Origin of the sequence: Escherichia sp. MOD1-EC5433, assembly GCF_002966005.1 — a bacterium.
GTDB classification, from domain to species: domain Bacteria; phylum Pseudomonadota; class Gammaproteobacteria; order Enterobacterales; family Enterobacteriaceae; genus Escherichia; species Escherichia ruysiae.
On sequence record NZ_PTRL01000005.1, the window covers coordinates 76,782 to 103,096 of the forward strand.

Consider the following 26,315-nt stretch of genomic DNA (forward strand, 5'->3'; position numbering starts at 1 on the left):
GCTTAGTCACACTGTCGGAAAAATACGTTCCAGCCCCTGGAGAGAGTCTTCCCAGTCCGCGCGTTCAAAAATGCCTTGTTGCAAATAGCCCTCCAGCTGCGGCCACAGGGCGATGGCTTTATCGAGCATTGGATCGCTGCCTTTGGCGTAAGCGCCGACGCTGACCAGATCGCGATTACGCTGAAAACTCGATAACAACTGTTTGAATGTGCGCACTCGCGCATAATGTTGCTCGCTGATCAACGCCGTCATTGCACGGCTGATCGACGCTTCAATATCGATAGCCGGATAGTGCCCGGCTTCCGCAAGACGGCGAGACAGCACAATGTGACCGTCGAGGATTGCCCGCGCGGAGTCAGCAATCGGGTCCTGCTGGTCATCGCCTTCGGTGAGCACGGTATAAAACGCGGTAATCGAACCGCCGCCGCTAATGCCGTTTCCGGCACGCTCGACCAGTGCCGGCAATTTGGCAAACACCGACGGTGGATAACCTTTAGTGGCGGGTGGTTCGCCAATCGCCAGCGCAATCTCACGCTGAGCCATCGCGTAGCGGGTGAGGGAGTCCATAATCAGCAACACATGCTGACCACGATCGCGAAAATCCTCGGCAATGCGCGTGGCATAGGCGGCACCCTGCATTCGCAGAAGTGGGGAAACATCTGCCGGTGCGGCAATCACCACTGAGCGTGCACGTCCTTCAGCACCGAGGATATTCTCAATAAAATCTTTTACTTCGCGCCCACGCTCGCCAATCAAACCCACGACAATCACATCGGCGCGGGTGTAACGTGCCATCATTCCCAGCAGCACACTTTTACCGACGCCGGAACCGGCAAACAGCCCCATACGCTGCCCGCGCCCGACGGTAAGCAGGGCATTGATAGGACGCACGCCCGTGTCCAGCACATGTTCAATCGGTGTGCGTTGTAACGGGTTAAACGGCGGGGTAATCAGCGCACCGGTTTCAGTCGTATCGGGGGAGGGGAGGCCATCGAGCGGTTTACCGCCGCCGTCCAGAACGCGACCTAATAACGCCGAACCGAGCGGCAACTGTTTGCCGCTTTGCAGGCCATCGCCGGAGATATTTTTGGCATAAACGCGTGCGCCGGGCAGGACACCTTCCACTTCCTCCAGTGGCATTAAAAACAGTCGTTGACCATTAAAGCCAACCACTTCGCTTTCTACTTCGTGAGTTTCAGTGCCGTTCTGGCGTTCAATCACACAGGTTGCGCCGAGCGGCAATTGCAATCCGGTAGCTTCCAGCACCAGCCCGGTGGCGCGGGTTAATCGCCCGTAGCGACGCACCGCAGGCAACTGCGCCATTTTGGCTTCAAAGTTGTCCAGTGTGGTTAGCCAGCGTGTCAGGCGCGTGGTCATTACACTACTCCCGGCGCTGCCAGACGGCAGAGTTCTTGCCAGCGAGTGGCGACACTGGCGTCGAGATCGCCTTCATCGGCGGAGACTTTGCAGCCGCCGGGATGGAGTGTCGGATCGCCCCGCAAGCGCCAGCCATGCAAACCTAAGGTTGCGCCGAGCATTTCATCGATGCGTTGCAGATCGTCCGGGTGTACGCGCAGCTGCGGTTTGCCGCTGAATAACGGTTCTTGCTGTAACAACTGCTGGATCTGCTTAATCAACGCCGTATTGTCCACCGTTGGCGTCTGGCCGATCACCTGACGCGCCGCTTCCAGCGCCATCTGCATCAGGCGCGAAGCAATCACACTATCAAGCGCATCAAGTGTGGTTTGAAATTCGCTGACCAGTTGCTGCATCCGGGCATGAATTGGCGCTTGTTGAGACTTCGCCTCTGCCAGACCTTGTTCCAGCCCCTGGGCCAGACCCTCCTGATAGCCTTGTTCGTGACCTTGCTGGCGACCTTCGGCAATCCCCGCCTGATAACCTTGCTCGTGGGCCTGCATTTGCAGTTGCGCCAGTTGCTGCTCAAGGCTGGGTTCGGCCTCTTCAATGATGGTTTCTTCTGGTTCCATCAGTGGCACAAACTCCGCCTGCGGCGGCGCGAGATCGTCCGGTGTCCAGGTTTTCCACGGCAGATTATCAGACATAGGTATCCTCGCCGCTGCCAATCACCATCTCGCCGGTTTCGGCAAGACGGCGCACAATCAGCAGAATCGCCTTCTGCTCGTTCTCGACCTGCGACAGACGCACCGGACCACGGTTGGCGAGATCGTCGCGCAGAATATCGGCGGCACGCTGCGACATATTGCGCAGGAATTTCTCGCGCAGTGGCTGCTCGGCACCTTTCAGGGCGATCAGCAGCGATTCGGAATCCACTTCCTGCAACAGGCGCTGGATGCTGCGATCGTCGACATCCACCAGATTTTCGAACAGGAACATCTCGTCGATGATTTTCTGCGCCAGCTCGCCGTCAAATTCACGCACGGCGGTAATAACGGCTTCTTCCTGCTGGGTTTTCATCAGGTTGATAATTTCGGCCGCCGTTCTCACGCCGCCCATTTTGCTGCGTTTGAGATTCTGACCGTCGAGAAGGCCATTGAGTACTTCGGTCAGTTCCGCCAGCGCGGCAGGCTGTACGCCGCCAAAGGTGGCGATACGCAACATCACGTCGTGGCGCAGGCGTTCATCGAACAACGCCAGAATATCGGCGGCCTGCGCGCGCTTCAGATGCACCAGAATGGTGGCGATAATCTGCGGATGCTCATCACGAATCAGATCGGCGGCGCTCTGCGGTTCCATAAAGTTGAGCGTTTCGATGCCGCTGGCGGTATCGCGGGTTTCGAGAATATCTTCCAGCAGGCTGGCGGCACGCTCTTCACCAAGGGCTTTGACCAGCACCGAACGCAGATAATCGTTGGCGTTGATATTCAGTGCCGCAAACTGTTCAGCTTCTTGCTCAAACTCTGCCAGCACTTCAGTTAACTGCTTGTTGGAGATCTGCGTGATGTTCGCCATCGCCGCACTCAGGGTTTGCACTTCGCGCTGGGAGAGGTGTTTGAATACCTCAGCCGCCCGGTCTTCGCCAATGGTCATTAGCAGGATGACGCTCTTTTCGGTGCCTGTCAGGTTACTCATGGTCGTTATTTATCCACTGGCGAATGACCAGCGCCACCACGCGCGGATCGTTATCAGACATGTCACGGATACGCTGGCTCATTACCTCTGCCCCCAGACGTTGGTTAGCCCGGCGTTGCTGCAGTTGTTCATCTTTGCTCAGGCGAACTTCCACCGCATCTTCCACTTCCTCGCGGGTCTGTGCCTGTTGCTGCACAGCTTTCACCGCCTCGGCGCGACGTGTTAGCTGCGGGCGTACCGCTTTACGCCACAGCAGCCACGCCACCAGCAGCACCAGCAACCAGCGCCCGGCAGCCAGCAACTGATCGATAAACGCTTGCTGTTGCCAGAACGGCAGTTCTCCACCGCTTTCGTCAGTGCTATTGAATGGCGAGTTGACGACATTGAGCGAGTCGCCGCGTTTTTCCGAAAAGCCCATCGCTTCGCGGGTCAGATCTTCAATCTGCTTCATCTGCTCGGTGCTGAGAGGCAACGGTTTGCCATCTGGCAACGTTTTGTAATTCACCACTACCGCGACAGACAGACGCTGCACATCGCCCACGTTCATCTTGGTATGACGAATGGTGCGATCGACTTCGTAGTTACTGGTTTCATTACGCTGCGTGCTACGCGGCCCACTATTGCTGGTGGTGCTCGCCTGCTGCTGGCGATTATTTTGATTTGCCGGAGGCGTACTGATTGGTGCGTTATTCGCAGGCGCTGGTTGATTCGACAACGCGCCTGGTACGCCGCCCGGATAACCGGAACCGCTTTGCTCGCTCTCATTAAGCTGGCGTGAGCGGAGCGCCGCCTGTGATTGGTTGCCGTTAGGGCGATACTGTTCTTCTGTTTGCTCTTTACTGGCGAAGTCCAGCTGTGCCGTCACCTGGGCGTGAATATTACCGTTGCCGACAACAGGCGACAGGATCGCTTCAATACGTCGCTGAATACGTCCTTCGACATCGCTGGCATATTTCAACTGGACGTCATTAAGATCGCGTCCGCTGGTGTTGGACTGGGTTAACAGATGTCCACTCTGATCCACCAACGTGACATTTCCCGGAGGCAGACCAGCAACCGCGCTGGAAACCAGATGTACAATGGCGCTAATTTGCCCTTCATCCAGCGCGCGGCCTGGCAACAAATTTACTGTCACTGATGCCGAAGGAGATTTTTGTTCACGAACAAATAAAGAGGGCTTTGGCATCGCCAGATGCACGCGCGCTCCTTTTACCGGGCCGATAGTTTCGATGGTACGGGAAAGCTCGCCTTCCAGCGCCCGCTGATAATTCACCTGTTCGCTGAACTGGCTGATGCCAAATTTTTCCTGATCGAGCAGCTCAAACCCAACAGCACCGCCTTTAGGCAAGCCTTGCTGCGCCAGACGCAGACGCAACTCGTGAACTTTATCGGCCGGAACTTCAATCGCGCCGCTGGCTTCGCTGAAGCGGTAAGGAATGTTCATTTGCGTCAGCTGGCTGACGATTGCGCCGCCATCCTGATCGGAAAGATTGCTGAATAACGTGCGGTAATCAGGGGCTTTTGCCCACAGAATTAACGCGACTATCACTGCCACCGCAGCGGAACCAGCAACAATCAGGGGGATTCTCGGATTCGCGCGTAGGCGATTGAGCCACTCAAGAGATTTTGTCTGGGCTGCGGTCGTATTCATCGCGCACCTCGCGGCAGATGATAGACGGCGGTATTGGCAAAGTGGAACAAGACGCACTCCCGGGTCAGCACACTCGAAAAATTAACGGCCTCATTATTTGTGGTTTTATTTTTTTCTATGCGCCAATTAACCCGTTTTTTTATCGTTATTTAACGCCTTTATCTTATTGACTTGCTGATAGGCTCTGCTACCAGAAACTATTTGGGAGATGAGTATGTCAGCTATACAAGGGATCGAAGGGGTTATCAGCCAGTTACAGGCCACGGCAATGAGTGCGCGTGCCCAGGAGCCGCTGTCGCAACCCACTATCAGTTTTGCCGGACAGCTTCATGCCGCTCTCGATCGCATAAGCGATACGCAAACCGCCGCCCGCACGCAGGCAGAAAAATTCACCCTCGGCGAACCCGGCGTGGCGCTAAACGATGTGATGGCCGATATGCAAAAAGCGTCGGTTTCGATGCAAATGGGGATTCAGGTGCGTAATAAGCTGGTGGCAGCGTACCAGGAAGTGATGTCCATGCAGGTGTAGGTTTTATAACCTGTTGACTATGCATGTTTAATGACATCCGATCCCACAGCGTGGGGCATGGATGGGGCAAACTCACTCAATTTCTTATTTAAAATAGATACCTGCTCCTGATTGTTTTCTGCCATCCACAACGCTTTGCACTGGATACAATCCAGACTCTCTTCTCCCGTGCAGCCGATCTTTTGTATTCCGTGTTTGAAAGCCTGAAGGTAAAGTTTGTAAGTTAGCGATGGATTAAACAGTGAAAAGAAACGCGGCTGTCGGATTGGAGCCGCGGGACAAGGCCAAAAATTTTCCAAGAGTTGTTGAATTTCCCAGCTTTTTTGGAAGCGCATGTATCTTACTAATAACTAAAAAAGGTTTAAACCATAAAATTAATCGTATTTTTAGGTAACACTTACCGATATATCCCCACGCCATTCAGACGGTTAAAGCAGCAAGTATTTAACGCGTAAACAGGGCGTGGGTTTGTCGCTCGCGCCAGTAGGTGTGATGTGGGGAAACCGTGTCACAGCCAGCTCCTGTCTGTTACTGACAGTCATTTTCAGGTACAGGAAAGTAATGACGGGGATAGCCCCGTCGGTCTCTGTTTACTTAATCTGTATGTTGACGCTGTATTTTTTAGCCTTGTTTTTACGAGCGTCATTGCGGGTTTGAAGCACTCTTAGCTCATATTTACCGGAAGCGGGAAGGATGTACTGACCATTGTCATCAAGTTCGGGAGAGTATCTGGAGAGATCAACCGAATCGCTGATTCCGGGCCCAAAGAGGACAATATCAGCACCCTCATTGGAGATACTGACGTGCACCTTCTGGCCTTTTTTGGCATAGAAGTTATATGTGTCGTAATCGTATCCCTTTATCTCTCCTGAGTACTGCGCACTACTATGACCCTTCCTGAACTCAACATTAACGTCCTTGCCAGCGGCAGAGGCCGTTGAGGTTAGCAGTGCAAAAAGAAAAATGGCTTTACTTACACCATTGATTTTCATGTGTGTTCTCCTCAGTCATGGAAAAACTATTCGTTGTTATAATATAACAATTTTTGACAGGTATTTTCCATGAGCCTCCCGCCTGGAAGTTGCTATGGAGCGTGAGTGGTGTCAGGGAAGAGATAATCTGACAGATACCTGTACAAATAACGGATAACTGTCAGATCTGAGATGAGCTAATACATCTAAATTAAGGGTTTATTGTTCTCAACATCTTCAATATATAAGAGTGTATTATCGATAGAATAGTAACGACGTTTATTATCATTAACGTCAGTAACCCACCGGAAGACACCCGCATTCGCGAGCGTTATACAATATTCCCGAAAAGTAGACTTTCTGGAAATGTGAGTCCGGGCTGCTTTTATTACTTGCTCAGGGTTCTTAGTGGCACTGACTTTTAATAGGTTTCTGCTTCCTCTTATTAACAACACCTTGTCATCGTGTGTGACGATCCTAATGTTATCTGTAGCAAGATAGTAAATGTAATGCGCAATATGATGACGTTTTAACTCTGTGTAAAACCAGGAAAAGTTTAGCTCCGTTCTCACTTGCTCAAACATCTTTTGGAAAATAGCAACCTGATCCATCAGGGGGAATAATCTCTTGTTGGTTGTGAGAGTTTGTAGTTTGCATGATTGGTGCTATTCCTTCAATCAGATCCGATGACTTAATGCCGGTGATAAAGGCATACTAAGTATAGGGTTATGATGCGTGTGTCTGGTTAGGTTTTGCTATTCGTTCTTCAGTATTGCACTCGCCAAACGTTATGTTATAACATTTAATGAATATTGAAGCGGGAGGATAAACTGGATGATGGTTGTTAATAAATTGGCTTTTGCGCTGGGGTTACTATTGACTGGCAACTATGCACTTGCTCATGGGCATCATTCACATGGGGCACCACTGACAGAAATAGAACAAAAAGCAGCAGAGGGTATTTTTGATGATAATAACGTGAAAGATAGAAAACTTACTGACTGGGGGGGTGTTTGGCAATCGGTATATCCCTTGCTTCAAAGTGGTGACCTTGATCCTGTTTTTAAAATGAAAGCAGAAAAAGATCCGGGTAAATCATTTGCGGATATTAAGTCCTACTATCAGCAAGGATATGCGACGGATATTGACACAATCGGTATCGAAAATGGTGTTATGGAGTTCCACAGAGGAGAGGAGGTGACTTCCTGTAAATATAATTATAGTGGATTTAAGATATTGACATATAAATCAGGAAAGAAAGGGGTTCGTTATCTGTTTGAGTGCCAGGAGCCTGCCAGTAAAGCACCTAAGTTTGTGCAGTTTAGCGATCATATAATTGCCCCCCGAAAATCCTCTCATTTCCATATATTTATGGGGAATACGTCACAACAGCAATTACTTGAAGAGATGGACAACTGGCCAACTTATTATCCTTATCAGTTACAGACGAAAGAAATTGTGGATGAGATGCTTCATCACTAATTCATTTCAGGATTGCCATAAATCCTTGAGAATATTTATCTGATATATCGCGTACTATAGACACTCCCGCTGCCTGAAACAGCGGGAGAAAAGATTACTTTTGAATCAAATAACGAATGGTCGGCCCATCTTGCTGGATATCCAGTACGGTATAGCCGTGATTACGTGCATCCAGCGGAATATTGTTAATTGACTGCGGGCAATCGCTGACCACTTCGAGGATCTCACCTTTCTTTAACTGCGGCATCGCCTCAAGAGTAGCGACCGCTGGATAAGGGCAGGGTTCGCCCACCATATCAAGACGGTAATCAGGAACGATATTTTTCATGCGATCTCCTTAGCAGTTTGCGGCGCCGCACGGCGGAAGAAGCGTTTCTCCCAGCCGATAACCAACATTAACGCAGCGAACAGCAGTAAATATGTCACCAGCAGGCCGCCCATTGGGCCAAAGGTTTTCAGCAGGTTGATTTTGTCCCAGTCGGTTGCCAGCGCCGGGGCGAAATCATCCCAGTAATAAGCCAGAATCGTCGAGCCGATAACGTTGCCCAGTCCAACCCACCAGTAGTGCACCTGGCCTTCCACCGCGCGGTACATCCAGCCAGTTTCACAGCCGCCTGCCAGAACAATACCAAAACCAAACAGTAACCCACCAATGACAGCGTTCGGACCCGCCCACATGATTTTCGGTTCTACGCCTAACTGTACATAACTGAAAATACCGATGGCACTCACCGCCATACCGATAATGATCGCTTTCGCCATATGGGTTCGTCCGGTGATCCACATATCGCGGAACGCCGAGGTAAAACAGATTTGCGCGCGTTCAATCAGTAAGCCAAAGCCGACGCCAAACAGCATCGCCAGCCCCAGCTTCGGTTGGTTCATTGCTGTCAGCTGCGCCCAGCCCAGCATACCGAAAAATACCAGCATACCGAGGCGGAAGCGACGCCGTGCCTGATCCGGTTTTTGTGTTAGCGGTGATGCGGCAGAGACTTTCTGCATTTTTACCGGGATGCGGAACATCGGCAGTAGGGTAAAGCGCGCACCAAACCATGAGCCGATGGCGGTGGCGATGGCAAAGAACCAGGCGTGCAGCGAGAATTGCGGAATACCGGTGAAGAACGCGGCCAGGTTACAGCCCATCGCCAGACGCGCGCCGAAACCGGCGATAATGCCGCCAATAATGGCCTGCATAATGCGGATACGGCTGCGCGGCATACGTAATTTAACGTTGTTGGCCCACAGAGCAGCGGCAAAACAGCCGCCAAACATACCCAAAATCATCATCCCGTCGATGCGGGTTAATGGCGATCCTTCCAGATGGATTATTTTAAAATAACCCCACTCTTCAGCATGGACGCCAAACAGTTGCAGGAGCTGACCGCCCCAGCGGGTAAATTCACCCGTCACTGCCCAAAAGGTGCCGGTGATGCCAAAATAATAAGTGGAGAGAATACCCGCCGCGATGACTGCGGGGATGGGGGCCCAGAATTTAATCAACCAGGCTTGCTTGAATTGCTGCCATGACATGTATGTAGCCTCTGAACTCAGAAGGTTTAAACAAGAGTCGCGAATCATACACCAGGAGAATTTATTTGCGTGGCAATAATTCACAAAAATAATGGTTAGATCAAATTTCACCTTAGGCCTGGAAAGGCTGGCAGCATCAAGGCATTAATGCCACAATCCTCTTTTCTTCTCATGCAGGATGAATGATGAAAAAACTCGCAATTGCAGGCGCACTTATGCTGCTGGCTGGCTGTGCCGAAGTTGAAAATTATAACAATGTTGTGAAAGCGCCCGCGCCAGACTGGCTGGCGGGTTACTGGCAGACCAAAGGGCCGCAGCGTGCTCTGGTCAGCCCTGAAGCGATAGGTAGCCTGATTGTTACTAAAGAGGGTGATACGCTGGATTGTCGTCAGTGGCAGCGGGTGATTGCTTTACCGGGTAAGTTGACGCTGATATCGGATGATCTCACTAACGTTACTGTCAAACGTGAGCTATATGAAATTGAACGTGATGGTAACACTATCGAATATGACGGCATGACGATGGAACGCGTGAATCGTCCGACGGCTGAATGTGCTGCCGTACTGGAAAAAGCGCCGTTGCCGACGCCACTGCCGTAATGAAATCTCCCCGGCTTGCCACCGGGGATGAATTTAAATCACCTCTTCGATAACCCACACACTGACGCTACCGCCGTTGCAAAAGAAGGTCGCTTCGCCATTTTCATCGGTTACTACGCTCTCTTGTCGATTACCCAGAAAGTCGCGCCAGGTTTTATTGCCGTAATTCTCTCCCAGATTAATGGTTTTTTCGCCATCGTCGCCGTTTGACATGACCACCACGCAGCCAGGATATTCGTCAGTACCGCTGCGACTAAACGCAATACAGTTCGGATGGTCGAAAAATAACGTCTGTACACCGTGGGCGAAACGCTGACGGGCGAGAATCAACTCATCAAGCTGTTCGATTATCGGCATATCTATGGGATAAGTTTGCCCGTCACCGCCGACATCTTCGTAATGGGCACCATACAAATCAGGGTAGAACACGGAAGGGACGCCATTTTCTCGCAGCAAAATAAGGGCATAAGCCAGCGGTTTAAACCACGGTTCAACCGGCGCTTCGAGAGCTTGTAACGGTTGGGTGTCGTGATTGGCGACCAGCGTAACAGCATGGAAAGGATCGGCTTCCACCAGCGTACCGGTGAAAATCTGCGTCATGTCGTAGTCGCGCCCCATGCGTGATGCTTCGTGGAATTTCATCTGTAGCGGCGCATCAAACAGCATGGTTTTGCCTTCGACTTGATCAATATACGTTTGCAGCTTATCAACTTCGCGCGACCAGTATTCCGCCACAATAAATAGCGGCTTTGGCGCGACTTCCTGCACGTGTTCGATCCACTCTTTATAAAACCAGGCCGGAATATGTTTTACTGCGTCGAGACGAAAACCGTCGCATTGCGTTTGCTCCATCACCCAGCGCGCCCAGTACTTGAGCTCTTCCGTAACGGCATGGTTGCGAAAGTCGATATTTTCGCCCATCAGATAGTCAAAATTACCAAGCTCATCATCAACCTGGTCGTTCCAGCCTTCGCCGGTGTAGTCGTTGACGATTTTAAATATACCGTCTTCGTTTGGGTTTTCGATATGGTCGATACCGCTAAAACATTTGAAATCCCAGATAAACTGCGAGTATTGCCCGGCGCGAGCAGGAAAGGTGTAACGCGTCCAGCCTTCGCACTCAATGATTTCATCATCAATTTGCGTGCGATCGTCAGCATTGACGCGCTGTACGCGAATGGCTTCTTTTTCATCTGCGCCCATTTTGTGGTTGACAACCACGTCCAGCAGTACCGCAATGTCATTGCGTTTGAGTGCGTCAATGGCGGCCAGCAGTTGTGCTTTATCGCCATATTTGGTGGGGATGCTGCCTTTTTGATCAAACTCGCCTAAATCAAATAAATCGTAAGAGTCGTAGCCGACCGAATACCCGCCCGATGCGCCTTTATAGGCTGGTGGCAGCCAGATCATATTGATACCAATATCATTAAAACCGTCGGCGCGCTCGACCAGTTCAGGCCAGAGCTTGCCGCCTTCCGGGTAATACCAGTGAAAACATTGCAACAGCGTGGGATTACGCATTCTTCGACTCCACTCAAGGGGAACATTAGAAGCGTAGCCGTAATCGGATTATTCGCGAGCCACCATCTCTTTAAGCGTTGCCTGAACTCAAAAGAGGTTTTCCTGCGGTGCCAGCACATAGCCCCCCTGATCACCGTAGGCGCTTAACACAGATTTTTGCATTGATGACTGACCGACCAGTTTCGCCAGTTCATCCATCCGAATCTGCAATAACTGTTTTACTTTGTTTTCGTTTTCCAGAACGAGGCGCAGCAGCGGTCTGAGTTGCTCCTGTATCATGGCAGAGGGTTCCGTTTCTTCCGTTAGGTGTGCGATCTTTTGCACCGCATTGACATATTCCATTTCGCTGGCGATGAGTTCATCCCATCGTCCTTCTGTCGCCAGGCGTAACATGAGTTGGCTTTTTTCGACGAGTTGTTGCCAGGCAAAATACAAGTGCGGTGCGTGGTTCATCAGACAGGATCCTGAATCAAAGAAGGGGAGAGTAAAGACTCTTTCCAGGCATCGGCAAGGTTACGCATCAACGTTTCCACTTCTTCAACTGCGGAGACATCGTTGCGTAAATTGGCTTGCAGCAAACGCCTGATCATATAGCTATACAGGGCTATCAAATTCTGGGTTAATTCGTCCTGGCTTTCTTCGTCAAGACCGATCCTCAGCCCGTTATCAATAATGCTGATCGCTTTCGACAAAGAGACGCCTTTTCCTTCCTGATTGTTGTCCTGCATAAACAGGCGTGCTCTTACCAGTGCGCTCAACACGCCGTCAAACAGCATGGTGACCAGTTGTTGTTGGCTGGCGCTCATTACGGCGCTTTCGACGCCAATTTGGGCATAGGCCTGGGTGCCTTTTGCGCTGTACATAGTCTCTCCTGAAGATTATTTCGAGCTGCTATTTGAGGTGTCGAACTGCTGTGTCAGATAGCTACTGGTGGAGTTCAGCGAGTTCATTAACACATCTAATTGGGTGAACTGGGCTTTATAGCGCGCCATTAAGGTATCGATACGTTCACTGGCTGCGTTGTACTGATCAGTCAAATTGTTCAGCGTTTTGCTGACGCCATCTTTTGCGGCCTGGATTATCCCTGTGGAGGAGAGCCAACTGGTCAGGTTGCTGCTAATGCCGGTGGTTACTCCAGTACTTTTACCGTCACCAATAAACATTTCACCGACGCCAGCGGCATCTTTCTTCAGCGCCGTTTGCAGCTTGTCGGTCGCGATTTCCAGCTTGCCGGTACTGGCATCGCTGGTAATGCCAATCTGTGCCAGCGTTTTATAGTTTGAACTGCTGTGGGTATTGGCGAGCAAGGTTTTAAGCTGAGTCTGGATGGTACGCAGTGTGGAGTCGCCAAGTAATGCGCCATTGCTGGAGTCCTGACTTTCTGCTCCGGCATCGACTGCGGTGTATTTGGTTAAGCTGCTGAACGTATCCTGCAATGTGTTATAGGCATCCACCCACGCTTTAATCGCATTTTCAGCTTTGGATGTGTCTTTACTGATGGTCAGTGTCTGATTACCGGTGGTGACGTCATTCAGGTTGAGGGTGATATCTTCCAGCGCGTCACTGATAGTGTTACTGCTGTTTTCAATCTCAACGTTATTGACCGTCAGTTTGGCGTTTTGCGCGGTGACGCTTTCAATCATGCCATTGCTGCTATCACCTGAAGTTCCGTTGTAACCCATAAAACTTTCCAGGACGCTGTCGCCGCTGACGCTAAGTTTCATCGCGTTATCGCTGCCCGTATCGTTAGCGGTGATGGACAGACGATACTCGCCGTTACCCACATTGATGATACTGGCGCTGACGCCAGCTTTGGCGTTGTTAATGGCATCACGAATACCGGAAAGTGACGAGTTGACCGCGCTGATATCAATCGTGACCGGATCTTTACCGCCGCCTTGCTGGATGGTCAGTACGCTATCGCTGGTGGCGATGGCGGCTTTACTGTCTTTTTGACTATTTTTGGTGGTCAGCGTCTGAGCCTGCGCCAGTTGGCTGACGCTAATGGTGTATTTCCCGGCAATCGCGCTACCCGTGGTAGTGGCGCTGAAAGCCGATGAACTGCTGGTGGTTGAGGTGGCGGTAAATAAATCGGCTTTATTCAGTGCTGTGTTGGCGGTCTGGAAACTCTCCAGTGCGCTTTTCAGCGTCCCGTAGGCGCTCAGTTTCGCGGTGTAAGAGCTTTGCTGTTTTGATATCGGCGTCAGGGTAGATTTTTCTGCCGCCTCCAGACTGTCGAGGATGTTGCTTAAGTCCAGCCCCGACCCAACCCCAAGCGTTGAAATACTAGCCATATTGATTCCTTAATCATGCGACATGTAGAACGAATACCGGGGTTATCGGCGTAAGCGGGGTAAAGTTTACGATTTATTTTTTGGCTTAATGACACGAACAGCAACGAGGAAGGGGAGTATTTCGACCGCTAGAAAAAAATTCTAAAGGTTGTGAGAGACCAGACGATAACAGGGTTGACGGCGACGAAGCCGAAGGGTGGAAGCCCGATACTTAAACCGTAGAGCTAAAAAACAGGAATAAAAATTATGGCACAAGTCATTAACACCAACAGCCTCTCGCTGATCACTCAGAACAACATCAACAAAAATCAGTCTGCGCTGTCGACTTCTATCGAGCGCCTCTCTTCTGGTCTGCGTATTAACAGCGCGAAAGATGACGCCGCAGGTCAGGCGATTGCTAACCGCTTCACCTCTAACATTAAAGGTCTGACTCAGGCCGCGCGTAACGCCAACGATGGTATTTCTCTGGCGCAGACCGCAGAAGGCGCACTGTCTGAAATCAACAACAACTTGCAACGTGTGCGTGAGTTGACTGTTCAGGCGACGACCGGCACTAACTCTGATTCTGACCTGTCTTCTATTCAGGACGAAATCAAATCCCGTCTGGATGAGATTGACCGCGTTTCCGGTCAGACCCAGTTCAACGGCGTGAACGTGCTGGCGAAAAACGGTTCTCTGAATATTCAGGTTGGCGCGAATGATGGGCAGACCATCTCTATCGACTTGCAGAAAATTGATTCTTCTGCCCTTGGTTTAAGTGGTTTTAGCGTTGCCGGCGGGGCGCTGAAATTAAGCGATACAGTGACACAGGTAGGTGATGGTTCAGCCGCGCCAGTTAAAGTGGATCTGGATGCAGCAGCAACAGATATTGGTACTGCTTTGGGGCAAAAGATTAGCGCCAGTTCTTTAACGTTGCACAATATCTTAGACAAAGATGGTGCGGCAACTAAGAACTATGTTGTGAGCTATGGTAGTGATAATTACGCTGCTTCGGTTGCAACTGATGGAAGCATAACTCTTAATAAAGCGGATATTACTTATTCTGGCGGTGATATTACCGGTGCTACCAAAAATGATACTTTGATTAAAGTTGCTGCTAATTCTGACGGAGAGGCCGTTGGTTTCGCAACCGTTCAGGGTAAGAATTATGAAATTACAAAAGGGGCGGATAATCAGGCTACACCTGCAAATATTACTCAGGCTATAGATCTGGATACGGATACTGAATTTGCGGGTGCTTCCACTTCTGATCCACTGGCACTTTTAGACAAAGCCATTGCACAGGTTGATACTTTCCGCTCCTCCCTCGGTGCCGTTCAAAACCGTCTGGATTCTGCGGTCACTAACCTGAACAACACCACCACCAACCTGTCTGAAGCGCAGTCCCGTATTCAGGACGCCGACTATGCGACCGAAGTGTCTAACATGTCGAAAGCGCAGATCATCCAACAGGCGGGTAACTCCGTGTTGTCTAAAGCTAACCAGGTGCCGCAACAAGTTCTGTCTCTGCTGCAGGGCTAATCGTCGTAATATAATGACAGCAAACGCCAAATTGCCTGATGCGCTGCGCTTATCTGCCTACAAGGTGAATCGCAATTAATAAATTTGCATATTCGCGTAGGCCGAATAAGGCGTTCACGCCGCATCCGGCAAGATGAGGCGGACCTTGTCAGCTATCTTAACCCCGCTCCGGCGGGGTTATTCTGCTCGTTATTTACCGATTACCCCAAATAACCCCTTATTTCACCCATTAATCGTCCGATTAAAAAACCTGCAGAAACGGATAATTATGCCGATTATTTATATAACGCAGGGCTGTTTATCGTGAAATCACTCTATACCGCTGAAGGTGTAATGGATAAACATTCGCTGTGGCAGCGTTATATCCCGCTGGTGCGTCACGAAGCATTGCGCCTGCAGGTTCGACTGCCCGCGAGTGTAGAACTTGACGATCTGCTACAGGCAGGCGGCATTGGATTACTTAATGCTGTTGAACGTTATGATGCCCTGCAAGGAACGGCATTTACAACTTACGCAGTGCAGCGTATCCGTGGTGCTATGCTGGATGAACTTCGCAGCCGTGACTGGGTGCCGCGCAGCGTGCGACGCAATGCACGTGAAGTGGCACAGGCAATAGGGCAACTGGAGCAGGAACTTGGCCGCAATGCCACAGAAACTGAAGTGGCAGAACGTTTAGGGATTGAAATCGCCGACTATCGACAAATGTTGCTTGATACGAATAACAGCCAACTTTTCTCTTATGATGAGTGGCGCGAAGAGCACGGTGATAGCATTGAACTGGTTACTGACGATCATCAGCGGGATAACCCATTACAGCAATTACTGGACGGTAATTTGCGTCAGCGGGTGATGGAAGCCATCGAAATGTTACCGGAGCGCGAACAGTTGGTATTAACGCTCTATTACCAGGAAGAGCTTAATCTCAAAGAGATTGGCGCAGTGCTGGAAGTCGGTGAATCTCGGGTCAGTCAGTTACATAGCCAGGCTATTAAACGGTTACGCACCAAACTGGGTAAGTTATAACTTAGGTAAATGCCGCACATTAATTTTGAATACCAGGAGTTCTTAATAATGGTGCAGCACCAGAAAAGGCGGCCATTGAGTCGCTATCTTAAAGACTTTAAACATAGCCAGACTCATTGCGCATATTGCCGTAAATTACTCGATCGCATTACTCTCGTTCGCGATGGCAAGATAGTGAATAAAATCGCGATATCTCGCCTTGATACACTGCTTGATGAAAATGGCTGGTATGAAGAACAAAAATCATGGGCGGCATTATGCCGTTTCTGCGGCGATTTACATTGCAAAACCCAGAGTGATTTTTTTGATATTATCGGCTTTAAACAGTTTCTCTTTGATCATACTGAAATGAGCCCCGGCACCGTGCGCGAATATGTGGTACGCCTACGTCGTTTGGGAAATTATTTAAGCGAACACGATATTTCCTCCGACCTGCTTCAGGATGGTTTTCTTGATGAAAACCTGGCTCCCTGGCTGCCCACCACCAGCACCAATAATTATCGCATCGCATTACGTAAGTACCAGTGCTACCAGATGCAAACCCGTGGTGACCTTACGCAGAAATCCCCCAGCCTGTCAGCTTCTGATATATATTAAATAAGAATAAGATGTAGCAGAGTTGTTTTTGTGTCTTCGAACAATGGCTCTACACTGCAAACCAACATAACAACATTCGGGGTGAATATGAAATTAGTACATCTGGGACGTCAGGCGCTGATGGGGGTTATGGCTGTGGCGCTGGTTGCGGGTATGAGCGTGAAAAGTTTTGCCGATGAAGGTCTGCTCAATAAAGTGAAAGAGCGGGGCACTTTGCTGGTGGGACTGGAAGGGACTTACCCGCCGTTTAGCTTTCAGGGCGATGACGGTAAATTGACCGGTTTTGAAGTGGAGTTTGCGCAACAACTGGCAAAACATCTGGGCGTGGAAGCCGCATTAAAACCGACAAAGTGGGACGGTATGCTGGCGTCACTGGATTCTAAGCGCATTGATGTGGTGATTAATCAGGTCACCATCTCTGATGAACGTAAGAAAAAATACGATTTCTCTACCCCGTACACCATTTCCGGTATTCAGGCGCTGGTGAAAAAAGGCAATGAAGGCACCATTAAAACCGCCGACGATTTGAAAGGTAAAAAAGTTGGCGTTGGTCTGGGGACTAACTACGAAGAGTGGCTGCGGCAGAATGTCCAGGGTGTTGATGTGCGTACCTATGATGATGATCCGACCAAATATCAGGATCTGCGTGTAGGTCGTATTGATGCCATCCTGGTTGATCGTCTGGCTGCGCTGGATCTGGTGAAAAAAACCAATGATACGCTGGCAGTAACCGGCGAAGCCTTCTCCCGCCAGGAGTCAGGTGTGGCGCTGCGCAAAGGTAACGAAGACCTGCTGAAAGCGGTTAACGATGCCATTGCAGAAATGCAAAAAGACGGCACCCTACAAACCCTTTCCGAAAAATGGTTTGGTGCTGATGTGACCAAATAACCCGCATAATGACAAAAAAGGGCGCTTTAATTAGCGCCTTTTTTATTTAAGCGTTTTCTGCGTGCATAATAACAATATCACAACAACACACACCGGAGGCTTTTATGCCACTGCATAATTTAACTCGTTTCCCACGGCTGGAGTTTATCGGCGCACCAACGCCGCTCGAATATCTGCCGCGTCTTTCTGATTATCTTGGGCGGGAAATTTTCATTAAACGGGATGACGTCACTCCGATGGCGATGGGCGGCAATAAATTACGCAAACTGGAGTTTCTCGCGGCAGATGCCCTGCGTGAAGGTGCCGACACTCTGATTACCGCCGGAGCGATTCAGTCTAACCACGTGCGCCAGACGGCCGCCGTCGCCGCAAAACTTGGGCTGCATTGTGTGGCGCTGCTGGAGAATCCTATCGGAACAGCCGCAGAAAACTATTTAACCAACGGCAATCGCTTGTTGTTGGATCTCTTCAATACCCAGATTGAAATGTGCGATGCGCTGACCGATCCCAATGCCCAACTGGAAGAGCTGGCAACGCGAGTCGAAGCGCAAGGGTTCCGTCCGTATGTCATTCCGGTTGGAGGTTCTAATGCTTTAGGCGCGCTGGGCTATGTGGAGAGCGCGCTGGAAATCGCGCAACAGTGTGAAGGGGCGGTTAATATTTCTTCGGTGGTGGTGGCGTCGGGCAGCGCCGGAACTCACGCCGGACTGGCAGTAGGACTGGAACATCTAATGCCAGAAAGCGAACTGATTGGCGTGACCGTGTCACGTTCCGTTGCTGACCAGTTGCCAAAAGTGGTTAACCTACAACAGTCAATCGCGAAAGAACTGGAACTGAGCGCATCAGCGGAAATTTTACTCTGGGATGACTATTTTGCGCCTGGCTACGGCGTGCCGAACGACGAAGGCATGGAAGCGGTGAAACTGTTGGCGCGGCTGGAAGGCATTCTGCTTGATCCTGTGTATACCGGAAAAGCGATGGCGGGGCTGATTGATGGCATCAGTCAGAAACGCTTCAAAGACGAAGGGCCGATTCTGTTTATTCATACTGGCGGCGCGCCTGCGCTGTTCGCCTATCATCCTCACGTCTAGCCCCGGAAACGCTCATGCAAGAAAGTATACAACTGGTTATTGATTCTTTGCCGTTCCTGCTTAAAGGGGCTGGGTATACGCTGCAACTCAGTATCGGCGGCATGTTTTTTGGCTTACTGCTGGGATTTATTCTCGCGCTGATGCGCCTGTCGCCGCTCTGGCCCGTGCGCTGGCTGGCGCGTTTTTACATTTCCATTTTTCGCGGTACGCCGCTCATCGCGCAACTGTTTATGATCTACTACGGCCTACCGCAGTTTGGCATTGAATTAGATCCGATTCCGTCGGCGATGATTGGTCTGTCACTGAACACCGCTGCCTATGCTGCCGAAACGCTGCGCGCCGCCATTTCATCTATTGATAAAGGTCAGTGGGAAGCAGCCGCCAGTATTGGCATGACGCCGTGGCAAACTATGCGTCGCGCAATTTTGCCGCAGGCGGCTCGGGTGGCACTGCCGCCACTGTCGAACAGCTTTATCAGCCTGGTAAAAGATACCTCGCTGGCAGCGACGATTCAGGTGCCGGAGCTGTTTCGTCAGGCGCAGTTGATTACCTCGCGCACGCTGGAAGTTTTCACTATGTATCTGGCGGCTTCGCTCATCTACTGGATTATGGCGACAGTGTTATCGACGCTACAGAACCATTTTGAGAATCAACTTAACCGCCAGGAGAGAGAGCCAAAATGAGTGCCATAGAAGTTAAAAACCTGGTGAAAAAATTCCACGGTCAAACGGTACTGCACGGTATCGATCTGGAGGTCAAAACCGGCGAAGTGGTGGCGATTATCGGCCCAAGTGGCTCCGGCAAAACCACGTTGCTACGCAGCATAAATTTGCTGGAACAACCGGAGGCGGGGAGCATCACCGTTGGCGATATCACTATTGATACTGCGCGTTCGTTAAGCCAGCAAAAATCGCTGATTCGCCAGTTGCGCCAGCATGTCGGATTTGTCTTTCAGAATTTTAATCTGTTTCCGCATCGCACAGTGCTGGAAAACATTATTGAAGGGCCGGTGATCGTTAAAGGCGAGCCGAAGGAAGAGGCCACGGCGCGCGCTCGCGAGCTGCTGGCAAAAGTTGGACTGGAAGGGAAAGAGACCAGCTATCCGCGTCGTTTGTCCGGCGGTCAACAGCAACGTGTGGCGATTGCGCGTGCGCTGGCGATGCGACCTGAAGTCATTCTGTTTGACGAACCTACTTCGGCGCTGGACCCGGAGCTGGTGGGTGAAGTCCTGAATACCATACGCCAGTTGGCACAGGAAAAGCGTACCATGGTGATTGTAACGCACGAAATGAGCTTTGCTCGTGACGTTGCTGACCGCGCGATCTTTATGGATCAAGGGCGGATAGTGGAGCAGGGCCCTGCAAAAACCTTATTTGCCGATCCTCAGCATCCCCGCACACGCCAGTTCCTTGAGAAGTTTCTGTTGCAATAAAATAAGAAAAAATCAGCCCCGGCAGCTTTTTAGTCGGGGCGAAAATGTATTCCTGACTGCATAAATCGCTTAATAAATCAGCATAACTTATTAATAACATAAGAGAATGCTATGTCTTGCAAAAGTAATTCATTGTCTGAATAATATAAATTATATATAAATCTTATTTATGTGATAGTTTGAGTTATCAGTATAAATGATACTCACTCTCAGGGGCGTAGCGGTTAACTATGCAGGATACGGATTTTTTCAGCTGGCGTCGCACAATGTTGTTGCGTTTTCAGAGGATGGAGGCCGCAGAAGAGGTCTACCATGAAATAGAGCATCAGACTTACCAACTGGAGTACGATTTTTATTCATTATGTGTGCGTCACCCGGTGCCATTCACGCGACCGAAAGTGGCTTTCTACACCAATTATCCGGAGTCATGGGTCAGTTATTATCAAACCAACAACTTTCTCGCGATTGATCCGGTACTTAACCCTGAAAACTTCAGTCAGGGGCATTTATTGTGGAATGATGATTTATTCAACGAAGCACAGCCGCTATGGGAAGCCGCACGTGCGCATGGTTTACGCCGTGGCGTCACTCAGTATTTAATGCTGCCGAATCGTGCGCTGGGGTTTTTGTCTTTTTCCCGTAGCAGTACGCGTGAAATACCCATTCTTAGTGATGAACTGCAATTAAAAATGCAGCTATTGGTGCGTGAAAGTCTGATGGCGTTGATACGTTTAAATGATGAAATAGTGATGACGCCAGAGATGAATTTCAGCAAGCGGGAAAAAGAAATACTGAAATGGACCGCAGAAGGTAAAACGTCAGCAGAGATAGCGATGATCCTGTCAATCTCTGAGAATACTGTCAATTTCCATCAGAAAAATATGCAGAAAAAAATCAATGCACCGAATAAGACGCAGGTTGCCTGCTACGCAGCCGCAACTGGCTTAATATGATATCTATTACATTGGGCGTGCAAGATGCCAAACCGGCTGAAAGGTGAGCTTTCAGCCGGTTTTATATTACTGACGGTAGGCTTGTTTAATTTGCTTAACCGTTTTGGAAAATACCGCAGCCTGGGTTTCGTCTTCGATCAGCGCAAGCTGTTTTTCCATCTTTAACATCACGCGGCCCGCGTCAGCTTGTCCCATCGCCTGCAGCATCAGCGTCAGCATCGCTTTCAGGCAGGAGACTTCATTTGCCAGTTCTTGATTATTCTCGGCAGTAGAAAAATCAGGCGTACTCATTTATTTTCCTCGTCATGTTGCAATGAAAATTTGCGGTGAAAAATGTTAAGGCGGCGGAGTATACCATAAGCTTTGCTAAAAATAGCAGTGGTTGTTTTTTGCTCACGATATCAGCAATAGTAATAAAACAGGGAATATAACGCGTAATAAATATTTTTATCATGAATGTTTTTCGCACGTATTGTTCGGGTTAATTCATGTTACATATTCATGCCGCTGATTTTTCATTTATGCTGAATAAAGTCAATTTTTGTCACATTTCGGCGTTAGCCTTACTGCGAAACGAGCTGGCAAACCTTTGATGACGGACGTGACGATAACTCTGGACAATCGAATTTACAAAAACGAGAGAAAAATCGAATACCCACCATTTTTAACGTTTCAAAGTTGCAATAAAACCCGCTAATATACGAATGACTAACTATCAGTAGCGTTATCCCTATTTCTGGAGATATTCCTTTGATCAACGTTCTACTTGTTGATGACCACGAACTGGTGCGCGCAGGGATACGACGCATTCTGGAAGATATAAAGGGTATTAAAGTCGTCGGTGAGGCATCCTGCGGTGAAGACGCCGTTAAGTGGTGCCGGGCAAACACCGTTGACGTCGTGCTAATGGACATGAGTATGCCTGGCATTGGCGGTCTTGAGGCGACGCGTAAAATCGCTCGCTCGACAGCAGATGTCAAAATCATCATGCTTACGGTTCATACTGAAAACCCTTTACCAGCGAAAGTAATGCAGGCCGGTGCTGCGGGCTATCTCAGCAAAGGTGCGGCTCCGCAGGAAGTTGTGAGTGCGATTCGCTCTGTCTATTCAGGGCAGCGTTATATTGCTTCTGACATTGCTCAACAAATGGCATTAAGCCAGATCGAACCAGAAAAAACAGAAAGCCCATTTGCCAGTTTGTCTGAACGTGAATTGCAGATTATGCTGATGATTACCAAAGGCCAAAAGGTCAATGAGATCTCAGAACAGCTTAATCTCAGCCCGAAAACGGTGAACAGCTATCGCTACCGTATGTTCAGTAAATTAAACATTCATGGCGATGTGGAGCTGACTCACCTGGCAATTCGCCATGGTCTGTGTAATGCGGAGACATTAACAAGTCAGTGAGTGTTCAGTTTGACGCAAAAGCGTTTTTAAAAACCGTAACCAGCCAACCGGGCGTTTATCGCATGTATGATGCTGGTGGTACGGTTATCTATGTCGGCAAAGCGAAAGACCTGAAAAAACGGCTTTCCAGCTATTTCCGTAGCAACCTCGCTTCGCGCAAAACCGAAGCGTTGGTTGCCCAGATCCAGCAAATTGATGTGACGGTTACCCATACCGAAACCGAAGCTCTGTTGCTGGAACACAACTACATCAAACTTTATCAGCCGCGTTACAACGTTCTGTTACGCGATGATAAATCTTATCCTTTTATTTTTCTTAGTGGCGATACCCATCCGCGTCTGGCTATGCATCGCGGCGCAAAACACGCCAAAGGTGAATATTTCGGCCCGTTCCCAAATGGCTATGCGGTGCGTGAAACCCTGGCGCTGCTACAAAAGATTTTCCCGATTCGCCAGTGTGAAAATAGCGTTTATCGCAACCGCTCGCGTCCGTGTCTGCAATATCAGATAGGGCGCTGTCTGGGTCCGTGCGTTGAAGGACTGGTGAGTGAAGAAGAGTACGCCCAGCAGGTAGAGTATGTGCGCCTGTTTTTATCCGGCAAGGACGATCAGGTACTTACTCAACTGATTAGTCGCATGGAAACAGCCAGCCAGAATCTGGAGTTTGAAGAAGCGGCACGTATTCGCGACCAAATCCAGGCGGTGCGACGTGTAACCGAAAAACAGTTTGTCTCCAATACAGGTGATGACCTTGACGTTATTGGCGTCGCTTTCGATGCAGGCATGGCTTGTGTCCACGTCTTGTTTATTCGTCAGGGCAAGGTGCTCGGTAGCCGTAGTTATTTCCCGAAAGTACCTGGCGGTACGGAGCTGGGCGAAGTGGTGGAAACCTTTGTCGGTCAGTTCTATTTACAGGGCAGCCAGATGCGCACCTTGCCGGGTGAGATCCTGCTCGACTTTAATCTTAGCGATAAAACGCTGCTCGCCGATTCCCTTTCAGAACTGGCAGGGCGCAAGATTAACGTTCAGACTAAACCGCGTGGCGATCGGGCACGTTACCTGAAGCTGGCGCGCACCAATGCGGCGACAGCGTTAACCACCAAACTTTCGCAACAATCTACCGTTCACCAGCGTCTGACCGCGCTTGCCAGCGTGTTGAAATTGCCGGAAGTGAAGCGGATGGAGTGTTTTGACATCAGCCATACCATGGGTGAACAAACGGTCGCTTCGTGTGTGGTGTTCGATGCTAACGGCCCGCTGCGTGCAGAGTATCGGCGCTATAACATTACCGGCATTACGCCTGGTGATGATTATGCGGCAATGAATCAGGTGCTGCGTCGGCGTTACGGTAAAGCCATCGACGACAGTAAGATTCCGGACGTGATCCTGATTGATGGCGGCAAAGGCCAGCTTGCGCAGGCGAAAAATGTTTTTGCCGAGCTGGATGTCTCATGGGATAAAAACCATCCGCTGTTGCTTGGTGTGGCGAAAGGAGCCGATCGTAAGGCTGGGCTGGAAACGTTGTTCTTCGAACCTGAAGGTGAGGGCTTCAGTTTGCCGCCAGATTCACCGGCGCTGCATGTCATTCAGCATATCCGAGATGAATCACACGATCACGCGATTGGTGGGCATCGCAAAAAACGCGCAAAAGTCAAAAATACCAGCACGCTGGAAACCATCGAAGGCGTTGGACCAAAACGTCGGCAAATGTTGTTGAAATATATGGGCGGTTTGCAAGGTTTACGTAACGCCAGCGTTGAGGAAATTGCAAAAGTGCCGGGTATTTCGCAAGGTCTGGCAGAAAAGATCTTCTGGTCGTTGAAACATTGATGTCTCTGTAGCAACATAGGGGTAATCTTACTGACAACAGATAGTTACCCGTCATTATGCAATTTAATATCCCTACGTTGCTCACACTGTTCCGTGTCATCCTTATCCCATTCTTTGTATTGGTCTTTTATCTGCCTGTCATCTGGTCGCCGTTTGCTGCCGCACTCATTTTCTGCGTTGCGGCGGTGACTGACTGGTTCGATGGTTTTCTGGCGCGTCGCTGGAATCAGAGTACCCGTTTTGGCGCTTTCCTTGATCCAGTAGCTGATAAAGTGCTGGTTGCCATTGCCATGGTGCTGGTAACTGAGCATTACCATAGCTGGTGGGTCACTTTGCCAGCGGCAACGATGATCGCCCGTGAAATTATCATTTCTGCTCTACGCGAGTGGATGGCTGAACTCGGTAAACGCAGCAGTGTGGCTGTCTCCTGGATTGGTAAAGTAAAAACGACCGCCCAAATGGTGGCGCTGGCCTGGCTGTTATGGCGTCCGAACATTTGGGTTGAGTATGCTGGTATTGCACTTTTCTTTGTGGCTGCGGTACTGACTCTGTGGTCTATGTTGCAATATTTGAGCGCAGCTCGCGCAGATTTGCTTGATCAGTGATCGTTTCGGCGCAAAATTCAGCAAACGATCAAAAGTGGTGAAAAATATCGTTGACTCATCGCGTCAGGTAAGTAGAATGCAACGCATCGAACGGCGGCACTGATTGCCAGACGATAATAAAATCAAGTGATTAGATGATTGCTTGATGAATGCGGGAATAGCTCAGTTGGTAGAGCACGACCTTGCCAAGGTCGGGGTCGCGAGTTCGAGTCTCGTTTCCCGCTCCAGTTAAAAGACATCGGCTTAAGCGGGTGTCTGGCTGAAAAGCCTGAAGAATTTGGCGCGTTAACAAAGCGGTTATGTAGCGGATTGCAAATCCGTCTAGTCCGGTTCGACTCCGGAACGCGCCTCCAATTTTTTCCCGAGCCCGGATGGTGGAATCGGTAGACACAAGGGATTTAAAATCCCTCGGCGTTCGCGCTGTGCGGGTTCAAGTCCCGCTCCGGGTACCATGGGAAAGACAAGAATAAAATCAAAGCAATAAGCAGTGTCGTGAAACCACCTTCGGGTGGTTTTTTTGTGTCTGCCACTTATCGTTATACCCCTCTTATTTTTAATCACCAGGTAATCCACTCAAAAAGTATCTCTATGCCAGAGCGACATGTAAGATAGACGCTGGCGAGTCGAGATCCACAAGGAAAAGCGTATGAAAACGGGACCGTTGAACGAAAGTGAGTTGGAATGGCTGGATGATATCCTGACCAAATACAACACAGACCACGCCATCCTTGATGTAGCTGAGCTGGACGGTTTATTGACGGCGGTGTTGAGTTCTCCGCAAGAAATTGAACCAGAACAGTGGTTGGTGGCCGTCTGGGGTGGGGCGGACTATGTACCGCGCTGGGCGTCAGAAAAAGAGATGACGCGCTTTATGAACCTGGCTTTTCAACATATGGCCGATACCGCAGAGCGTCTGAACGAATTTCCTGATCAGTTTGAGCCGTTATTTGGTCTGCGAGAGGTTGATGGTCGTGAGCTGACGATCGTTGAGGAGTGGTGCTTTGGCTATATGCGTGGCGTTGCCCTCTCTGACTGGTCGGCATTGCCGGAATCCTTAAAACCGGCGCTTGAGGCGATTGCGCTGCACGGTACGGAAGAAAACTTCGAGCGGGTAGAGAAGCTGTCACCGGAAGCGTTTGATGAGAGTGTGGATGCCATTCGACTGGCGGCACTTGATTTGCACGCTTACTGGATGGCTCATCAGCAGGAAAAGCCTGTTCAGCAACCGATCAAAGCAGAAGAAAAACCGGGTCGTAACGATCCTTGTCCGTGCGGTAGTGGTAAGAAATTTAAGCAGTGCTGCCTGCATTAAGAGGTCACATTGGGTGCCAGAGTTAATTC

Annotated in this window: 29 protein-coding genes and 3 tRNA genes; 18 read left to right on the top strand and 14 right to left on the bottom strand. The window is 50.0% G+C overall.

What is annotated here, in order from left to right; all coding sequences use genetic code 11:
• Window positions 1-6: 6 nt before the first annotated feature.
• Genes fliI through fliF form a run of 4 tightly spaced genes read right to left on the bottom strand, consistent with a single transcriptional unit; the run spans window position 7 to window position 4,702 of the window.
• Complete coding sequence (gene fliI / locus C3D30_RS11990; RefSeq protein WP_105286921.1) at window positions 7-1,377, bottom strand: flagellar protein export ATPase FliI; 1,371 nt, start codon at window positions 1,375-1,377, stop codon at window positions 7-9.
• Window positions 1,377-2,063: a flagellar assembly protein FliH gene (fliH, locus tag C3D30_RS11995; RefSeq protein WP_105286922.1), complete on the bottom strand. Its 687-nt coding sequence runs from the start codon at window positions 2,061-2,063 to the stop codon at window positions 1,377-1,379. The genes fliI and fliH overlap by 1 nt, the downstream gene beginning before the upstream one ends.
• Complete coding sequence (fliG, locus tag C3D30_RS12000; RefSeq protein WP_000067965.1) at window positions 2,056-3,051, bottom strand: flagellar motor switch protein FliG; 996 nt, start codon at window positions 3,049-3,051, stop codon at window positions 2,056-2,058. Before fliG ends, fliH begins: the two co-directional genes overlap by 8 nt.
• Window positions 3,044-4,702, bottom strand: coding sequence for a flagellar basal-body MS-ring/collar protein FliF (gene fliF / locus C3D30_RS12005; RefSeq protein WP_105282718.1), 1,659 nt, complete (start codon window positions 4,700-4,702; stop codon window positions 3,044-3,046). The genes fliG and fliF overlap by 8 nt, the downstream gene beginning before the upstream one ends.
• A gap of 214 nt (window positions 4,703-4,916) precedes the next feature.
• Here fliF and fliE point away from each other — a divergent pair, with 214 nt between their 5' ends.
• Window positions 4,917-5,231, top strand: coding sequence for a flagellar hook-basal body complex protein FliE (gene fliE / locus C3D30_RS12010; RefSeq protein WP_016231789.1), 315 nt, complete (start codon window positions 4,917-4,919; stop codon window positions 5,229-5,231).
• A gap of 590 nt (window positions 5,232-5,821) precedes the next feature.
• On the opposite strand, the gene pliG is transcribed toward fliE, so the two are convergent.
• Window positions 5,822-6,223 carry a g-type lysoyme inhibitor PliG gene (pliG, locus tag C3D30_RS12020; RefSeq protein WP_000700155.1) on the bottom strand — a complete coding sequence of 134 codons (402 nt, stop codon included), beginning with the start codon at window positions 6,221-6,223 and terminating at the stop codon, window positions 5,822-5,824.
• A gap of 185 nt (window positions 6,224-6,408) precedes the next feature.
• Complete coding sequence (locus C3D30_RS12025; protein ID WP_000373062.1) at window positions 6,409-6,813, bottom strand: DUF1398 family protein; 405 nt, start codon at window positions 6,811-6,813, stop codon at window positions 6,409-6,411.
• A gap of 223 nt (window positions 6,814-7,036) precedes the next feature.
• Between C3D30_RS12025 and zinT the strand changes: the two genes are divergently transcribed.
• Window positions 7,037-7,684, top strand: a complete 648-nt coding sequence (gene zinT, locus C3D30_RS12030; protein WP_105286923.1) for a metal-binding protein ZinT — start codon at window positions 7,037-7,039, stop codon at window positions 7,682-7,684.
• A 94-nt stretch (window positions 7,685-7,778) separates the two neighbouring features.
• Here zinT and yedF read toward each other — a convergent pair whose 3' ends face one another.
• Entirely contained in the window at window positions 7,779-8,012 is a 234-nt protein-coding gene (gene yedF / locus C3D30_RS12035) for a sulfurtransferase-like selenium metabolism protein YedF (protein ID WP_000790504.1), read from the bottom strand.
• Window positions 8,009-9,214 (bottom strand): selenium metabolism membrane protein YedE/FdhT, encoded by a 1,206-nt coding sequence (yedE, locus tag C3D30_RS12040; protein ID WP_105286924.1) that lies wholly within the window; start codon window positions 9,212-9,214, stop codon window positions 8,009-8,011. The genes yedF and yedE overlap by 4 nt, the downstream gene beginning before the upstream one ends.
• Window positions 9,215-9,399: 185 nt before the next feature.
• Between yedE and yedD the strand changes: the two genes are divergently transcribed.
• Window positions 9,400-9,813, top strand: coding sequence for a lipoprotein YedD (yedD, locus tag C3D30_RS12050; protein WP_105286037.1), 414 nt, complete (start codon window positions 9,400-9,402; stop codon window positions 9,811-9,813).
• Window positions 9,814-9,846: 33 nt separating this feature from the next.
• Here yedD and amyA read toward each other — a convergent pair whose 3' ends face one another.
• The 4 genes from amyA to fliD all read right to left on the bottom strand — a co-directional run bounded on the left by amyA (window position 9,847) and on the right by fliD (window position 13,628).
• Entirely contained in the window at window positions 9,847-11,334 is a 1,488-nt protein-coding gene (gene amyA / locus C3D30_RS12055) for an alpha-amylase (RefSeq protein ID WP_001245730.1), read from the bottom strand.
• Between the two features lie 87 nt (window positions 11,335-11,421).
• A complete protein-coding gene (gene fliT, locus C3D30_RS12060; RefSeq protein WP_001015043.1) occupies window positions 11,422-11,787 on the bottom strand; it encodes a flagella biosynthesis regulatory protein FliT in 366 nt (121 codons plus the stop codon).
• Window positions 11,787-12,197, bottom strand: a complete 411-nt coding sequence (fliS, locus tag C3D30_RS12065) for a flagellar export chaperone FliS (RefSeq protein WP_000286600.1) — start codon at window positions 12,195-12,197, stop codon at window positions 11,787-11,789. Before fliS ends, fliT begins: the two co-directional genes overlap by 1 nt.
• Window positions 12,198-12,212: 15 nt before the next feature.
• On the bottom strand, window positions 12,213-13,628 hold the full coding sequence (gene fliD, locus C3D30_RS12070; RefSeq protein ID WP_000146818.1) for a flagellar filament capping protein FliD: 1,416 nt from the start codon (window positions 13,626-13,628) through the stop codon (window positions 12,213-12,215).
• Between the two features lie 246 nt (window positions 13,629-13,874).
• Here fliD and C3D30_RS12075 point away from each other — a divergent pair, with 246 nt between their 5' ends.
• From C3D30_RS12075 to sdiA, 8 genes are all read left to right on the top strand, one after another.
• On the top strand, window positions 13,875-15,149 hold the full coding sequence (locus C3D30_RS12075) for a FliC/FljB family flagellin (protein WP_105286925.1): 1,275 nt from the start codon (window positions 13,875-13,877) through the stop codon (window positions 15,147-15,149).
• A 303-nt stretch (window positions 15,150-15,452) separates the two neighbouring features.
• The gene (gene fliA, locus C3D30_RS12080; RefSeq protein ID WP_000839543.1) at window positions 15,453-16,172 is read left to right on the top strand and encodes an RNA polymerase sigma factor FliA; all 720 of its coding nucleotides are present in this window, start codon (window positions 15,453-15,455) and stop codon (window positions 16,170-16,172) included.
• Between the two features lie 45 nt (window positions 16,173-16,217).
• Complete coding sequence (fliZ, locus tag C3D30_RS12085; RefSeq protein WP_024192242.1) at window positions 16,218-16,769, top strand: flagella biosynthesis regulatory protein FliZ; 552 nt, start codon at window positions 16,218-16,220, stop codon at window positions 16,767-16,769.
• 87 nt (window positions 16,770-16,856) lie between these two features.
• Window positions 16,857-17,657, top strand: coding sequence for a cystine ABC transporter substrate-binding protein (gene tcyJ / locus C3D30_RS12090; protein ID WP_105286926.1), 801 nt, complete (start codon window positions 16,857-16,859; stop codon window positions 17,655-17,657).
• A gap of 104 nt (window positions 17,658-17,761) precedes the next feature.
• On the top strand, window positions 17,762-18,748 hold the full coding sequence (gene dcyD / locus C3D30_RS12095) for a D-cysteine desulfhydrase (protein ID WP_105286043.1): 987 nt from the start codon (window positions 17,762-17,764) through the stop codon (window positions 18,746-18,748).
• Between the two features lie 14 nt (window positions 18,749-18,762).
• On the top strand, window positions 18,763-19,431 hold the full coding sequence (gene tcyL, locus C3D30_RS12100) for a cystine ABC transporter permease (protein WP_001158229.1): 669 nt from the start codon (window positions 18,763-18,765) through the stop codon (window positions 19,429-19,431).
• Entirely contained in the window at window positions 19,428-20,180 is a 753-nt protein-coding gene (gene tcyN, locus C3D30_RS12105) for an L-cystine ABC transporter ATP-binding protein TcyN (protein WP_001273017.1), read from the top strand. The genes tcyL and tcyN overlap by 4 nt, the downstream gene beginning before the upstream one ends.
• Before the next feature lie 230 nt (window positions 20,181-20,410).
• Complete coding sequence (gene sdiA, locus C3D30_RS12110) at window positions 20,411-21,133, top strand: quorum-sensing transcriptional regulator SdiA (RefSeq protein WP_001154263.1); 723 nt, start codon at window positions 20,411-20,413, stop codon at window positions 21,131-21,133.
• Between the two features lie 66 nt (window positions 21,134-21,199).
• Here the strand turns inward: sdiA and yecF are convergent, their stop codons facing one another.
• The gene (gene yecF / locus C3D30_RS12115; RefSeq protein WP_000106474.1) at window positions 21,200-21,424 is read right to left on the bottom strand and encodes a DUF2594 family protein YecF; all 225 of its coding nucleotides are present in this window, start codon (window positions 21,422-21,424) and stop codon (window positions 21,200-21,202) included.
• Window positions 21,411-21,587 (bottom strand): hypothetical protein, encoded by a 177-nt coding sequence (locus tag C3D30_RS20345; RefSeq protein WP_032147866.1) that lies wholly within the window; start codon window positions 21,585-21,587, stop codon window positions 21,411-21,413. Before C3D30_RS20345 ends, yecF begins: the two co-directional genes overlap by 14 nt.
• A 296-nt stretch (window positions 21,588-21,883) precedes the next feature.
• Here C3D30_RS20345 and uvrY point away from each other — a divergent pair, with 296 nt between their 5' ends.
• The 7 genes from uvrY (at window position 21,884) to yecA (ending at window position 26,286) form a co-directional block, all read left to right on the top strand.
• Entirely contained in the window at window positions 21,884-22,540 is a 657-nt protein-coding gene (gene uvrY, locus C3D30_RS12120) for a UvrY/SirA/GacA family response regulator transcription factor (RefSeq protein ID WP_000611331.1), read from the top strand.
• Window positions 22,537-24,369 carry an excinuclease ABC subunit UvrC gene (gene uvrC, locus C3D30_RS12125; protein ID WP_000116021.1) on the top strand — a complete coding sequence of 611 codons (1,833 nt, stop codon included), beginning with the start codon at window positions 22,537-22,539 and terminating at the stop codon, window positions 24,367-24,369. Before uvrY ends, uvrC begins: the two co-directional genes overlap by 4 nt.
• Before the next feature lie 56 nt (window positions 24,370-24,425).
• Complete coding sequence (gene pgsA, locus C3D30_RS12130) at window positions 24,426-24,974, top strand: CDP-diacylglycerol--glycerol-3-phosphate 3-phosphatidyltransferase (RefSeq protein WP_105286927.1); 549 nt, start codon at window positions 24,426-24,428, stop codon at window positions 24,972-24,974.
• Window positions 24,975-25,125: 151 nt separating this feature from the next.
• A tRNA-Gly gene (locus C3D30_RS12135) sits at window positions 25,126-25,201 on the top strand.
• Between the two features lie 52 nt (window positions 25,202-25,253).
• Window positions 25,254-25,327, top strand: a tRNA-Cys gene (locus C3D30_RS12140).
• 12 nt (window positions 25,328-25,339) lie between these two features.
• A tRNA-Leu gene (locus C3D30_RS12145) sits at window positions 25,340-25,426 on the top strand.
• Window positions 25,427-25,620: 194 nt separating this feature from the next.
• On the top strand, window positions 25,621-26,286 hold the full coding sequence (yecA, locus tag C3D30_RS12150) for a UPF0149 family protein YecA (protein WP_105285540.1): 666 nt from the start codon (window positions 25,621-25,623) through the stop codon (window positions 26,284-26,286).
• The last annotated feature ends 29 nt before the right edge of the window (window positions 26,287-26,315 follow it).